Here is a 12458-nt window from a genome sequence, read left to right on the forward strand (position 1 = left end):
CTGGCTCCCCCTCAGCCCCGGAACCGCAGGCGGTCGGTGCTGTCCTCACTGGGCTGGACGACGACGATGCCCTGACCGGAGAAGGCCATCTGGTAGGCCTCGCCGCTGCCGCGGCCGATCAGCGACTGCGCCTTGAAGCTGCGCTTGCCCTTCACCTTGAGGTTCGGGGACCAGGCGACGAGCGCGTCCGGGTCGACGTACGTCTCGTCCTCGCCGCCGCCGCAGTCGACGACGATCGGCTTGCCCCGGGAGGTCAGCGCGACCCAGCCCTGCCCGGAGATCCTCGTGTTCCACAGGCCCTGCCCGGCGAACTTCGCGAGCCCCTTGACCCGCTCCACGCCCCAGGTGAGGTGGGCGTCGAAGGCGAGCAGGTTGGTGGCGTTGACGGAGATCCCGTCGCCGTTGAGGTTGATGACGACGACGTTGGCGCCGTAGTCGGCGAGGTAGAGCAGTCCGTCGCCGGAGCACTTCATCAGGGGCGCGCCCTCGCCGGTGATCCAGTCCCGGGCGATCTGGCGCACGGCCGGCGGGTTGGGCTCGTACTGGATGAAGCCCTCGTAGGCGATCATCGAGCCCACGCGCGCGAAGAGGTCCTGTCCGGTCTGCATGGCGACCTTGAGCATGTGGTCGCCGTGGGTGTCCATACGGGCGGTGACGGGTGCGGGGGCGAAGCCCGCGAGCGGCTGGTTCATGACGGGCTCCCTCAGACCTCGTACGGCTGGACGACGATGAAGTTGCCGGGGGCGCCCCGGAACTGCAGGTTGACGCTCTCCCCGGTGTCGCCGGGATAGGCGTTGCGCCGCATCCGGACCTGGCTGGAGACGATCACCTGGGCGGCCGCCGACCAGGCGACCACGGCGTTGGCGTCGGCGAACGTGGTGGGCGTGACCGGCAGCACCACGGGCGTGCCGTGCGTCTTGACCACGAGCGTGCCCGTGCCCTGGAACTGCATCGTGAACAGCGCGCCCCCGGGGATGCCGTGTCCCTCGATGCGGCGGACCTCGTACTGGAGGCTCTCGTCGAAGGCGAGGACGTTCTCGGCGGACACGCAGATCGCGTCGCCCTGGAGTTCGACCGGGTGCAGATGGGTGGAGCTCTCGGCGAGGAAGACCTGCCCCTGGCCGGTGCAGCGCATCAGCTGCATCTCCTGGCCGGTCGCGCCGCCCACGACCCGGCCCATGATGCCGGCGCCCTTGTAGGCGAAGTCGACCTTGCCCTGGTAGAGCACCATGCTGCCCTGACGCGCGAGCACGGGCTGGCCGCCGACGCCGAGGTCGACACGGATCAGCTTGCTGTTCTGCGACGTCCAGCGCTGCCCGGTGGGCGTCTCCTTGAACTTCTGCAGCGCGGCCCCGACACCGGCACCACCCTGGGGAGCGCCCTGTGGGACGCCGTACGCCTGCTGTCCCGGGATCTGCCCGAAGGGGGGCTGCTGGCCATAGCCCGGGGGCTGGGTCGGCTGGCCGTAACCGGGAGGCGGGGCGGGCGTCTGGGGGGCCGGCGGCTGTCCGTAGCCGGGCGGCGGCGGGGCGGTCTGGCCGGGAGGCTGTCCGTAGGGCTGCTGTTGGGGCGGCTGGCCGTAAGGCGCGGGCGCAGGTGCCGGGGGCGGGACCGGGGCGACGCCGGGCGGGCTCATGGGCGCGACGATGGTGGGCGCGGCGTGCACGTCCGGGGCGGGAGCCGGCGCGGGGGGCGGCGGGGTCGACCCCGGGGGCGGCGCGAAGCCCTGGGCGGGCTGCGGGGCCGGGGCGGGCGCGGGGGCTGGCGTTGCCGGTGCGGCGAACGCGGGCGGGGCGAAGCCGGGGGCCGCGCCGGTCTGCGGCTGCTGCGGCGCGGGCGCCGCGGGCGTCTCCTCCTCCATGACCTCGCCGCCGAAGTTCTTCAGCAGCGCCTCCAGGCCGCCGTCGAAGCCCTGTCCGACGGCCGCGAACCGCCACACGTCCTTCAGGTAGAAGTCACCGAGCATCACGGCCCGCTCGGTGGAGAACTCCGAGCCGTTGAAGGAGTAGCGGGCCACCTCCTCGCCGCCCGCGACGATGCGGATGTATCCGGGGGCGATCTGCGACATCTGCCCGGCGCCGTCGAGCGTCGCCGTGAAGGACAGCTTCTGGATCTGCGGCGGGATCCTGTCGAGCGTGATCCGGAAGGACTCCGTGTCACCGGCCTGGGCGCCCAGGAGCTGGATGGACTCCTCGGGGGACTTCGGCTGGTTGAAGAACACGAAGTAGCGGTCGTCCGAGAGCCGTTCGTCGGCGTCGAGGCCGAAGCAGCTGATGTCGAACGTCAGTCCGGGGCCGCTGATCTGCACGCCTACGTACAGATCGGTGCCCGCGGTGAGGTCACTGATCCTGGCCTTGTGGCCGCGTTGGAATTCCCTGGCCATGCGTAACGACCGTCCCCCATCCCGAATGTGAGTGCGTCGCGCCAGGCTAACGGCTAACTCCGACACCGGAAGAAGTCGGTACAGACCCGGTACACAAGACCAGGAGAGTGCTCACTCGTCGCGGGTGGGCGGAGCATGCGGCAACCGGTCGGCGGCGACCACCCCTTCGAGGTAGCCCCGGGCCCGTTCGGTGCGTGGATAGGCGTCCAGGAGCCGCCAGAACCGGGGCCCGTGGCCGGGCACGAGCAGATGCGCGAGCTCATGCAGCAGGACGTAGTCGATGACGTACTCGGGCATGCCCTGCAGCCGGTGGGAGAGACGGATGCTCCCCTCGGCGGGGGTGCACGACCCCCAGCGGGTGTTCTGGTTGGTGACCCAGCGCACGGAGGCGGGCCGGGCCCGGCCGTCGAAGTACTGCGCGGACAGCCGCGTGGCCCGCTCGGTCAGCTCGTCGTCACCGAGAACCCGCTTGCTCTCCTGGGCGGCCAGCTTGTCGAGCATGACGCTGACCCAGCGCTGCTCCTCCGCCTCGGACATCCGGGCGGGGATGAGCACGACGGTGCGATCGCCCTCGCGGTACGCGGAGACCGTCCGGCGGCGCCGGGTGCTTCTACGGACCTCGATCGGGCTCGCCCCCGAGCCGCTCGGCGGCTGGCTCGTCGTGCTGCGCTGTGGTGCTCCGGCGCGGTGCAGTGGGTCGGCGGACACGCCCCGACGTTACCCGCTGCACACGGGGGAAGTCCCGTCTCCGGGACGGTTCCGTGCCGATCCCCCGCCCAGCGTTTGATTTGTACGACGAATACCCACCGCCTGTGGACAACTTTCGGTGGCCTCCGTGACGCCCGGGCATGCTGGTCCTCGCCGGGTGATCCGCGATCGACCGACCGTCGACCGCTGCACGACCGACCTCACCCGGCTGACGGGGATGTTCCGCGACGGGCATGTCCCACCAGGGGCGTGCTCCACGAGGGCTACGGGGGCCTGACATGGATGCTGTGGACGTGACGGTTCCGGCCGTTCCGATGATGAAGCCCGCGCTCAGGCGCGGCTGGCGTGATCTCAACACCGTGCAGTTCGGGATGGCCCCGGCGCACGCGCTGACGCTGGGCCCGATGGACCCGGCGACGGCCAGTTTCCTCGACCTGCTCAACGGCACCCGCGTGCTGCCGCTGCTGCGCGAGGAGGCCCGCCGCATGGGCCTGCCCGAAGGGCACGTGGACACGCTGGTCGGCAGCCTGTCCCGGGCAGGCCTGCTGGACGACGCGAAGGGCGGCGGACCGGCCGCCGACGCCCTGCGCCGCAGCAAGGACACCGTCGAGAGACTGCGCCCGGACCTCGCCTCCCTGTCCCTGCTCACCGGCGAACCCGGCGACGCCATCGACCGTCTCGCCGCCCGGCGCTCACTGCGTGTGCAGGTGGTGGGCGCGGGCCGGGTGGGTGCGACGCTGGCCGCACTGCTCGCGGGCGCCGGCGTCGGCGAGATCGACGTGCGCGACATCGGCCCGGTGGAACCGTGGGACGTGGCGCCGGGCGGACTGCCCGCCGAGTCCGTCGGCGCCCGCAGGGACGAGGCCGCCCGGCAGGCGGTACGCCGCTCCTCCCCCGGCCGCCCGCCCCGCCGCCCTCCCGCGGCACCCGGGCCGGCCGGTGACCCCGGATTCTCGCTGGTGATCCTCGCACCCCGGGACGACGTCGCCGTGCACGCACCCGCACCCTCCGCCGCCGAACCCCTCATCACTTCGGGTACGCCTCATCTGTACGCCGGTGTCGTGGAGGCCACCGGTGTCGTCGGTCCCCTGGTCCTGCCGGGCGAGACGGGCTGCGCGGGCTGTCTGCACGAGGGGCGCACCGACCGGGACCCGGCGTGGCCCCGGCTGGTGGCCCAGTGGCGCTCGGGTTCGGGCAGGTCGCGGCAGGTGCGCGCCTGCGATCTGACCCTGGCGACGACGGTCGCCGGACTGGCGGCCGCGCACGCGCTCGCGTTCCTGGACGGCATGGTCCCCACCAGCACCGGTGCCCGCTGGGAGGTGTCCCTGCCCGGTCTGAACTGGCATGCCCGACCGGTCTGGGCGCACCCCGCATGCCCTTGCGGCGCGGCGGAGAAGGGTAAGAAGGGGGAGCGGGCCGCCGAGGACGGCAACCGGCACGAGACAATGGACGAGCAGACGCCGAATGAGTTGGGCCGTAGGGCAGACGCGGCGCGGCCGGCAGGGACTTGGAGGGCGCATGTCTGATCTTCCCCGCAAGGCGGTCACCCGGACCGCCAAGCTCGCCGCGCTCCCGCTCGGCTTCGCCGGGCGGGCGACCTGGGGACTGGGCAAGCGGATCGTCGGGGAGTCGGCGGAGATCGTCGGCCGCGAGTTGCAGCAGCGCACGGCGGAGCAGCTGTTCAAGGTGCTCGGCGAGCTCAAGGGCGGCGCGATGAAGTTCGGCCAGGCCCTGTCCGTCTTCGAGTCGGCGCTGCCCGAGGAGGTAGCCGGCCCCTACCGCGCCGCGCTGACGAAGCTGCAGGAAGCGGCGCCCCCGATGCCGACGCGCACCGTGCACACCGTGCTCGGCGAGCGGCTGGGCGCGAACTGGCAGGAGCTGTTCCTGGAGTTCGAGGACAAGCCGGCCGCCGCGGCCTCCATCGGCCAGGTGCACCGGGGGATCTGGCACGACGGCCGCGAGGTGGCGGTCAAGGTGCAGTACCCGGGAGCCGGCGAGGCCCTGCTGTCCGATCTGAACCAACTGAGCCGTTTCGCCCGCCTGCTGGGCCCGCTCATCCCCGGCATGGACGTCAAGCCCCTGATCGCCGAGCTCAAGGACCGCGTCTCCGAGGAACTCGACTACGGACTGGAGGCCCAGGCCCAGTCGGCGCACGCCGAGGAGTTCACCGATGACCCGGACGTGGTGGTGCCCCGGGTGGTCCACCAGTGCGACCAGGTACTGATCACCGAGTGGATGGACGGAGTGCCGCTGTCGGAGATCATCGCGGACGGCACCCAGGAGCAGCGCGACCGCGCCGGACAGCTACTGGCCCGCTTCCTCTTCTCCGGCCCGGCCCGCACCGGCCTGCTGCACGCCGACCCCCACCCCGGGAACTTCCGTCTGTTGCCCGGCGGTCCGGCCGGCGAGGACGACTGGCGCCTGGGCGTCCTGGACTTCGGCACGGTCGACCGGCTCCCGGGCGGCCTGCCCACCCCCATCGGCGATTCGCTGCGCATGACGCTCGACGGCGACGCGGAGGCCGTCTACGAACTCCTCCGCGAGGAGGGCTTCGTCAAGGAGTCCATAGAGCTGGACCCGGCCGCCGTCCTCGACTATCTCCTGCCGATCATCGAACCGGCCCGGGTCGACGCGTTCACCTTCACCCGGGGCTGGATGCGCAGTCAGGCGGCCCGGATCGCCGATCCCCGCTCCCCCGCCTACCAACTGGGCAAGCAGCTCAATCTGCCTCCGGCGTACCTGCTGATACACCGGGTCACGCTGAGCACGATCGGGGTGCTGTGCCAGCTCGGCGCGACGGTCCGGCTGCGTGAGGAACTCGAGGAGTGGCTGCCGGGCTTCGTCGTGGAGGAGGGCGACGAGGAGGAGTCGGTCGTGGAGGCCTGATCACCACCAGTCCGAGTCCAGCCGCCCCTCGATCGCCCTGAGGTTCTCCCGGGAACAGGCGTCGCAGAAGTACTGGCGCACGCCGTTCTCCACGGAGAAGGTCCAGGTGGGCTGCGGGCCTTCGGCGCGGCGGCCGCAGCGGGCGCACACCAGGGGCTGGGGCTCCGCGGGGGCGCCCGAGTCGTCGCTGTCCGCGGGAGGACTCGTCATTCGGCGACGATAACGCCGCCGCCGCGGGAACGCCGGGCCAACGCACCGCGGGGGCCGGTCCGTTCGGACCGGCCCCCGCGGGGAGCCACCGCCTCCCGGGACCGGGAGGCCGTCACTTAAGGTGTGGTCGGCTACTGCATGACCGCCATGGCGAGCGCGCGGCGGGCGCGCCGCGAGGCACGCTCGGCACGGCGCTGCATACGGCGGGCGGCCACCAGGCGCGCGGCCGGGCGTTCCCGCTCGGCCTCACGCAGGCGCTCGTGCATATGCGCACGTGCCAGGGCTTCTGGGATGAGTTGCATCTCTCGGGTCCTGTTCTGACGCGAACCGGTCGCGCCGGTCATCGTGGTGTCTTCGATCGCGGAGCCGGCGGGCTCGTTGGTGGACGGCTTCATCGGGGCCTGCTTCTTGGGGTCGTGCGTGAGGGGGCGGTCGATCGTTCCTGTGATGTTCATGCCGTGACCGGGTTCTTGCGCGGGCGACCACGCGGCCGCTTCCGGGCGACGACGACACCCTGGACGAACAGCTCGCCACCCCAGACGCCCCAGGGCTCACGCCGCTCCTTGGCGCCGGCGAGGCAGGCCTCGATCAGCGGGCAGGTGCGGCAGAGGGACTTGGCGTACTCGACGTCGGCCGGCGACTCGGCGAAGAAGACCTCCGGGTCGTAGGAACGGCAGGGGACGGGTACGCCGAGGTTCTCGATGGCGTCGTCGAGCGCGGTGAGCGCGGTGAGCGGGATCAAGGCGGAGTCCTCCGTGGGGCCGGGCGGGGGGATCGTTTCGGAAGGCGGTACGGACGGGGCGTGCGCTTCGAGTTGCACGATTCGTCTTCCTCGTCTGTTCGTTCCGGTCCTGTTGGACCGGGAGGCGGTTGTGGTACCCGGTTCTCTTCTTGTTCCGAGGCCCCTTCGCTCCGTCGTCCCCGGTCGGGGACAAACAGAAGGGCCGCGGATCCCGGATGGGGTTCCGCGGCCCTGAAGGCGCCGGCCTGATCGCCGATCAGGCTGGATCACTCCAGGGTTCTGGCCCACGGAAGGCCCACATCAGGTGGTGCTGCTTCGTCTGCTTCCGGCCTCCGGCACCGGCCGCCGTAAAGGCATAGGCCTGCGCCTGTGCCGCTACTGCTTCCAGTGCCTTGGTCGGTCGCTCATTGCGCTCACGGATGGGAAGACCCGCGAGAGACACCGAGGACGCCGGACGGACGGCACGGATGCCGGACAGACCGGTGCCCCGGACGGAGGCGTCGAGCATGCACAGGGAGGCGACGACCGAGCGATCGGTCATTTTGACGGTGGTGGTGGAACTCTTCTTGATGCTGATCACTGGACTCGCCTCCTCTCGGCGTCTCGGGGGACTGGGGTGAACCAGTCCGACGGATATGCAAGTAGAACACGGAATCGGGGCCTCCGAGAAGGCCTCCGTCCCCGTGGCTAAGAACCTATGGGGATTGCTGGGGCATGCGCAAACTATTTTTCCGACGAGTTTCCGTCAGTCCTCGCCGTCGCCCTCCGCACCGTCCCGGCCTGCGCAGATGGCCAGGACATCGGCGCCGTAACGGTTGAACTTGCGTACTCCGACCCCGGGGATGCGGGCGAGTTCGCCCTCGTCGTCGGGGACGGCCTCGGCGATCGCCATCAGCGTCTTGTCGGTGAAGACGCAGAAGGCGGGCTGCCCGCTGCGCCGCGCCTGCTCCGCGCGCCATGCGCGCAACCGCTCGTACAGGCCCTCGTCCATGTCGGAGGGGCACTCCTCACAGCGCATCAGCTTCATCTCGCCCGCGTCGGTGAGCGTGCGCCCGCACACCCGGCAGCGGGCCGGGGTGCGCTGGGCGCGCCGCGGGACGGCCTCCGGACCTCGGACGCGTCCGCGCTCGACACCGCCGGGGCCACCCCCCGCCGTCCGGGCGGCCGATGAGGCGGAGCCGGGGCGCAGGCCGTCCAGGAAGCGGCTCGGGCGACGGCTCGGGCGACCGCCGGGCGACCGGGACAGGGCCCAGGAGACGTGCAGGCGCTCACGGGCGCGGGTGACCCCCACATAGAGCAGACGCCGTTCCTCCTCGATCTGTTCGTCGGTCTTCGCATAGGTGATCGGGACCATGCCCTCGGCGACACCGACCAGGAAGACGACGTCCCACTCCAGGCCCTTGGCGGAGTGCAGGGAGGCCAGGGTGACGCCCTGCACGGTCGGGGCGTGCTGGGCGCCCGCCCGCTCGTCCAGCTCGGTGACGAGGTGGCCGAGGGTGGCTCCGGGCTGGGCGGCGGCGAAGTCCTGGGCGAGGTTGACCAGCGCGGCCAGCGACTCCCAGCGCTCTCTGACGGCACCGGAACCGGCGGGCGGCTGGGGTGTCCAGCCCTCCCCCGACAGCACCGCCCGCACCTGGGAGGGCAGGTCGACCGCGTCGTCGAGGAGGGAGTCATTGCCGCCGAAGCGGGCCGCTCCCCGCAGGTTGACGATGGCTCTGCGCACCTCGGGCCGGTCGAAGAACCGCTCGGCGCCCCGCAGCTGGTAGGGGACTCCCGCGTCGGCGAGGGCCTGTTCGTAGGTCTCGGACTGGGCGTTGGTGCGGAACAGGACGGCGATCTCGCTCGCCGGGACGCCCGCCGCGACGAGTTCGCCGATACGGCGGGCGGCGCCCTCGGCCTCGGCGGGCTCGTCGGCGTACTCGGTGAAGACGGGCTCGGGGCCCGCGGAGCGCTGCGAGACCAGCTCCAGGCGGTGGTCGGCGGCGCGGCCGCGGGCCTGGGCGAGCAGGCCGTTGGCGAGATGGACGACCTGCGGGGTGGAGCGGTAGTCGCGGACCAGCTTGACGACGGTGGCCCCGGGGTGGCGGGTGCGGAAGTCGAGGAGGTGGTCGGGAGTTGCTCCGGTGAAGGAGTAGATCGTCTGACTGGCGTCGCCGACCACGCAGAGGCTGTCCCGCTCGCCGAGCCACAGCTCCAGCAGACGCTGCTGAAGGGGGCTGACGTCCTGGTACTCGTCGACCACGAAGTGCTGGTACTGGGCCCGGACCTGCTCGGCGATGTCGTGGCGGTCCTGGAGGACGGCGACGGTCAGCAGCAGGACGTCCTCGAAGTCGATGACGGAGCGGTTCCGCTTGAGGTCCTCGTAGACGGAGTAGAGCTGGGCGATCTCGGCCGGGTCGCGGGGGGCCTCTCGGCCGGCCTTGGCGGCGGCCGCCGCGTAGTCGGCGGGGACGGTCTGGGTGACCTTGGACCACTCGATCTCGGCGGTGACGTCGCGCAGTTCGCCGCGGTCGAGGCGGATGCGGCAGGCGGCGGCCGCGTCGGCGATGAGCTGGATCTTGCGGTCGACGAGCCGGGGCATGGACCCGCCGACCGCTTTCGGCCAGAAGTACTGCAGCTGGCGCAGGGCGGCCGAGTGGAAGGTGCGGGCCTGGACGCCGGCGGCACCGAGCTGACGGAGCCGGCCGCGCATCTCGCCCGCGGCCCGGTTGGTGAACGTGACAGCCAGCACGCTGGACGGCTGGAGGATCCCGGCGCGCACCCCGTAGGCGATCCGGTGCGTGATCGCCCGGGTCTTGCCCGTGCCGGCGCCCGCGAGCACGCACACCGGGCCGCGCAGGGCGGTGGCCACCTCGCGCTGCTCGGGGTCGAGCCCTTCGAGCACCGCGTCGGCCGAGTCGGGGACCTGCGGGAAGAGCGTGGAGTGCGTTGCTGCTGTCACACCGCCATGCTGCCAGGTCGGCGGAGACGGGTGCGGCGGTTGTCCACAGGCAGGGGCTCGCAGTCGTACTAATGCGGCAGGCGTCACGTCGGGCGGGGCTCCGTGTGCGGGAATGGCGGCCGTTTCACGTACGTTTCCCCTCTGCGAGCACCGATCCCCCAAGCAGTTGAGGAGCGCGAGAGACATGCCGGGCACTGTGACGATGTACAGCACCACGTGGTGCGGCTACTGCCGTCGGCTGAAGAGCCAGCTGGACCGCGAGGGCATCGCGTACGACGAGATCAACATCGAGCACGACCCGGAGTCCGCGGCGTTCGTCGAAAAGGCGAACGGCGGAAACCAGACCGTCCCGACGGTTCGGGTAGTTCCCACCTCGGGTGGCAACGAGGTCGTGATGACGAACCCGAGCCTTGCTCAGGTGAAGCAGGCTCTCGCGGTCTGACGGCCCCAGCGCTACGGCCCCCTCTGGTCATGGTCACCGGAGGGGGCCGCTCTGTATGTAGGGGAGGCGGGCAGCGAGCCGTCGCACGCCGGTCACGCGCCGTAACACCGGCCGGCGCACGAGGTCGCCGAAGCACTTCACGCAAGAACGTGCATACCCACGTTCATGCATGGACGGCCGAGCGTGCCCCTCGTACGGTCGTGCCCAACGGCCCAACCAGGGCCGCGAACCAGCGGATATCGCATGGCACGCGAGGAGCTGACTCGGCTTACCGGGAACGGGAACGGCGAGTGCGGCGAAGACGACTGCCCGAACGTGTACCGCACAGAGGGCTCGGCGCGTAAGCGCTCCCCGGTTCGCCGGAAAGGCGGTTCCTGAGGTGACTCAGGAACCGCCTTTTGTGCTTCCAGCCCCCTGTCACACGCTCCTCGTCGGCAGGGGCTTGCCGTACCAGAGTTCGATCAGGCGGGCCGCGATCGAGATGCCGAAGGGCGGGAGGACCTCGCCGGAGTCGAAGGCGAGACCCAGTTCGTCGCGGGAGAACCAGCGTGCTTCGTGGATCTCGTCGCCGTCGACCTCGATCTCGGTCGAGGTGGCGTGGGCCATGAAGCCGAGCATCAGGCTGGACGGGAAGGGCCAGGGCTGGCTGGCGACGTACTCGACCTGCCCGATGCCGATGCCGGCCTCCTCGAAGACCTCGCGCCGCACGGCCTGCTCGATGGACTCCCCGGGTTCGACGAAGCCGGCGAGCGTCGAGAAGCGGCCCTCGGGCCAGTGGACCTGCCGGCCGAGCAGGATGCGGTCGTCGGCGTCGGTGACCGCCATGATCACGGCCGGGTCGGTGCGCGGGTAGTGCTCGGCGCCGCAGGCCGGGCAGCGGCGGATGTGGCCGGCGGCGGCGATCACGGTCCGCTCGCCGCAGCGGGAGCAGAACCGGTGGGTGCGCTGCCAGTTCTCCAGGCCGACCGCGTGCACCATCAGGCCGGCGTCGCGCGGTGACAGCAGCAGTCCGGCCTCGCGCAGGCCCGCGGGCCGCGCGGACTGGTCGATGCGTCCGGGCAGCGCGTCCTTCTGGAGGGCGAAGTAGCTGACGCCGTCCGCGTCGGTGCCGAGGAAGTAGCGGTGCGCCTCGGTCAGGGGGGCTTCGAAGGAGGGGGTCATGACGAGTTCGGTACGGCCGTCGGGCGTCTCGTCGATGAGGACCTGGCCGCCGGAGACCACGAAGCAGCGGGTCGTGGGGTGGCTCCAGGCCGCCGCGAGCCAGGCCTCGTCGAGCCGGTGGTGGGCGGCGCGGTCGATGCCGCTCGGGGCGGTGAGCGAGATGGGGCGGTCGGCGGTGTGGTCGGTCCAGGTGGTCACGGGTGCTTCCAACTCCCCCAGGGCAACGGATTGTTTCGGCGGGCGGTTCGGCGGGGCGTACGGCGGGCGGCGACCGGGGCCGGGCGGTGCGGGGCGTCGCCCCCAGTGTGCCCCGCGCGGGGTGTCGTCCCGGACGGCGCGGGCGGCTCAGGGCGCATGACGCCAGGTGTCCGCGAGGTCGCCCCACAGGTACGCGGTGGTCTCGACGCCCTTGAGGAGCAGGTCGATCTCGGCCTTCTCGTTCGGCGCGTGCCAGCCGTCCGAGGGGACGGAGATGCCCAGGAGAGCACCGGCGTCCCGAGGACCTCCTGGAGGTCGGCGGCCGGCCCCGAGCCGCCCTCGCGCGTGAAGCGGATGGGCCGGCCGAAGGCGCGGCCCATGGCGCGCGCCACGGACTGCAGGGCCGCCCCGCGCGCGTGGAGGCGGTTGTCGTGGACGACGGGCTCGAAGGGCTCGCTGTCCCAGCCGTCCTCGAGGGCGGTGGGCTGGACGTAGTGATGGCCGTGGACCAGGACCGTCGGTGCGCCGGGATCGGCGGCGGGCCACTCGGCGAAGACCGCGGGGGCACCCGGGGTCTCCCAGACCTCCGTGGTCGGGAAGCCGGTCTCGCGGAGCTTGGCGGCGAGCCAGTCGGCGCTGCGGCGTACATCGGGCGCGTGGTCGGACTGGGCCGACACGGACGGGATGGGCAGCCATTCCGCGAGGTCGTCGAGGAAGACGGCACGGTGCTGCTCGATGTACGCGCGGACGGCGCTGACGGCACTGTCAACGGACTGGCTCATGGTCA

At 71.7% G+C, this 12458-nt stretch carries 12 protein-coding genes and 1 pseudogene; 3 read left to right on the forward strand and 10 right to left on the reverse strand.

Features of this window, described 5'->3' with window-relative positions; all coding sequences use genetic code 11:
* Nucleotides 1–11 precede the first annotated feature (11 nt).
* The 3 genes from MKW14_RS13170 to MKW14_RS13180 all read right to left on the reverse strand — a co-directional run bounded on the left by MKW14_RS13170 (nucleotide 12) and on the right by MKW14_RS13180 (nucleotide 3091).
* Entirely contained in the window at nucleotides 12–692 is a 681-nt protein-coding gene (locus MKW14_RS13170; protein WP_240862428.1) for an AIM24 family protein, read from the reverse strand.
* Nucleotides 693–703: 11 nt separating this feature from the next.
* Nucleotides 704–2383 carry a TerD family protein gene (locus MKW14_RS13175; protein WP_240862430.1) on the reverse strand — a complete coding sequence of 560 codons (1680 nt, stop codon included), beginning with the start codon at nucleotides 2381–2383 and terminating at the stop codon, nucleotides 704–706.
* 111 nt (nucleotides 2384–2494) lie between these two features.
* A complete protein-coding gene (locus tag MKW14_RS13180; protein WP_240862433.1) occupies nucleotides 2495–3091 on the reverse strand; it encodes a M48 metallopeptidase family protein in 597 nt (198 codons plus the stop codon).
* Between the two features lie 278 nt (nucleotides 3092–3369).
* On the opposite strand from MKW14_RS13180, the gene MKW14_RS13185 reads away from it, so the two are divergent.
* Both MKW14_RS13185 and MKW14_RS13190 read left to right on the forward strand, forming a co-directional pair.
* Entirely contained in the window at nucleotides 3370–4617 is a 1248-nt protein-coding gene (locus tag MKW14_RS13185; RefSeq protein ID WP_240862435.1) for a TOMM precursor leader peptide-binding protein, read from the forward strand.
* Nucleotides 4610–5977, forward strand: coding sequence for an ABC1 kinase family protein (locus tag MKW14_RS13190; protein ID WP_240862436.1), 1368 nt, complete (start codon nucleotides 4610–4612; stop codon nucleotides 5975–5977). The genes MKW14_RS13185 and MKW14_RS13190 overlap by 8 nt, the downstream gene beginning before the upstream one ends.
* On the opposite strand, the gene MKW14_RS13195 is transcribed toward MKW14_RS13190, so the two are convergent.
* From MKW14_RS13195 to MKW14_RS13215, 5 genes are all read right to left on the reverse strand, one after another.
* Complete coding sequence (locus MKW14_RS13195) at nucleotides 5978–6187, reverse strand: hypothetical protein (RefSeq protein ID WP_240862438.1); 210 nt, start codon at nucleotides 6185–6187, stop codon at nucleotides 5978–5980. It abuts the gene before it with no gap.
* A gap of 131 nt (nucleotides 6188–6318) precedes the next feature.
* On the reverse strand, nucleotides 6319–6642 hold the full coding sequence (locus MKW14_RS13200; RefSeq protein ID WP_208784016.1) for a putative WhiB-interacting protein: 324 nt from the start codon (nucleotides 6640–6642) through the stop codon (nucleotides 6319–6321).
* A complete protein-coding gene (locus MKW14_RS13205; protein WP_133044518.1) occupies nucleotides 6639–7007 on the reverse strand; it encodes a WhiB family transcriptional regulator in 369 nt (122 codons plus the stop codon). The genes MKW14_RS13200 and MKW14_RS13205 overlap by 4 nt, the downstream gene beginning before the upstream one ends.
* Before the next feature lie 178 nt (nucleotides 7008–7185).
* The gene (locus tag MKW14_RS13210; protein WP_240862440.1) at nucleotides 7186–7509 is read right to left on the reverse strand and encodes a hypothetical protein; all 324 of its coding nucleotides are present in this window, start codon (nucleotides 7507–7509) and stop codon (nucleotides 7186–7188) included.
* Nucleotides 7510–7674: 165 nt separating this feature from the next.
* Complete coding sequence (locus MKW14_RS13215) at nucleotides 7675–9870, reverse strand: ATP-dependent DNA helicase UvrD2 (protein WP_240862442.1); 2196 nt, start codon at nucleotides 9868–9870, stop codon at nucleotides 7675–7677.
* A gap of 184 nt (nucleotides 9871–10054) precedes the next feature.
* Between MKW14_RS13215 and MKW14_RS13220 the strand changes: the two genes are divergently transcribed.
* Entirely contained in the window at nucleotides 10055–10312 is a 258-nt protein-coding gene (locus MKW14_RS13220) for a mycoredoxin (RefSeq protein ID WP_240862445.1), read from the forward strand.
* A gap of 417 nt (nucleotides 10313–10729) precedes the next feature.
* On the opposite strand, the gene nudC is transcribed toward MKW14_RS13220, so the two are convergent.
* Together nudC and MKW14_RS13230 are read right to left on the reverse strand one after the other, a co-directional pair.
* Nucleotides 10730–11671: an NAD(+) diphosphatase gene (gene nudC, locus MKW14_RS13225; protein WP_240862447.1), complete on the reverse strand. Its 942-nt coding sequence runs from the start codon at nucleotides 11669–11671 to the stop codon at nucleotides 10730–10732.
* 147 nt (nucleotides 11672–11818) lie between these two features.
* Nucleotides 11819–12453 (reverse strand): annotated as a pseudogene (locus tag MKW14_RS13230) (hypothetical protein).
* Between the last annotated feature and the right edge of the window lie 5 nt (nucleotides 12454–12458).

The organism is Streptomyces gilvus (genome assembly GCF_022513565.1).
Classification (GTDB): Bacteria; Actinomycetota; Actinomycetes; order Streptomycetales; family Streptomycetaceae; genus Streptomyces; species Streptomyces gilvus.

What these genes read in the sequence shown, in the direction of transcription:
- MKW14_RS13200 (WP_208784016.1), bottom strand. Translation starts at nt 6,642, where the DNA reads ATGAACATCACAGGAACGATCGACCGCCCCCTCACGCACGACCCCAAG.
- MKW14_RS13170 (WP_240862428.1), bottom strand. Translation starts at nt 692, where the DNA reads ATGAACCAGCCGCTCGCGGGCTTCGCCCCCGCACCCGTCACCGCCCGT.
- MKW14_RS13185 (WP_240862435.1), top strand. Translation starts at nt 3,370, where the DNA reads ATGGATGCTGTGGACGTGACGGTTCCGGCCGTTCCGATGATGAAGCCC.
- MKW14_RS13175 (WP_240862430.1), bottom strand. Translation starts at nt 2,383, where the DNA reads ATGGCCAGGGAATTCCAACGCGGCCACAAGGCCAGGATCAGTGACCTC.
- MKW14_RS13195 (WP_240862438.1), bottom strand. Translation starts at nt 6,187, where the DNA reads ATGACGAGTCCTCCCGCGGACAGCGACGACTCGGGCGCCCCCGCGGAG.
- MKW14_RS13190 (WP_240862436.1), top strand. Translation starts at nt 4,610, where the DNA reads ATGTCTGATCTTCCCCGCAAGGCGGTCACCCGGACCGCCAAGCTCGCC.
- MKW14_RS13220 (WP_240862445.1), top strand. Translation starts at nt 10,055, where the DNA reads ATGCCGGGCACTGTGACGATGTACAGCACCACGTGGTGCGGCTACTGC.